We start from the raw sequence: 351 nt of genomic DNA, 5'->3' as shown, positions 1-351 counted from the left end.
TTACGCTTGACGCCATGGGCTGTCAGAAAGCCATCACCCAGAAGATCATTGAACGGGGCGGTGACTATGCAATCGCAGTGAAGGGCAACCAGGACAAGCTGTACCAGCAAATTTCTGCGTATTTTAATAATTTATTCGAGATGCAGCACCACAAGTATGTCGACACTGATTGTGTAGAAGAGGTGAACCGAGGCCGTATAGAATCCAAAAATGTCTCTCTACTAGCAGTATTGATTGGCTCGAAGGTAAAGAGCAATGGCGCGGTCTAAGAAGTGTTGTCGCAGTTCAAGCGAAGTGATCTGTAGTTGGGCACTCCAGTTGCGAAACACGCTACTATATAAGTAGTTTAGA

The 351-nt window shown here is 45.9% G+C and carries 1 pseudogene; it reads left to right on the top strand.

From position 1 onward, the window contains the following. Positions 1 to 114: pseudogene (locus MO867_RS22785) on the top strand (ISAs1-like element ISAzs12 family transposase); the annotation flags it as partial. Positions 115 to 351 lie beyond the last annotated feature (237 nt).

Origin of the sequence: Microbulbifer okhotskensis, from assembly GCF_023895975.1 — a bacterium.
In the GTDB taxonomy this organism is placed as follows: domain Bacteria; phylum Pseudomonadota; class Gammaproteobacteria; order Pseudomonadales; family Cellvibrionaceae; genus Microbulbifer; species Microbulbifer okhotskensis.
Note: the sequence above shows the minus strand (reverse complement) of the source record. Positions and strands in the feature narration are given on the sequence as shown.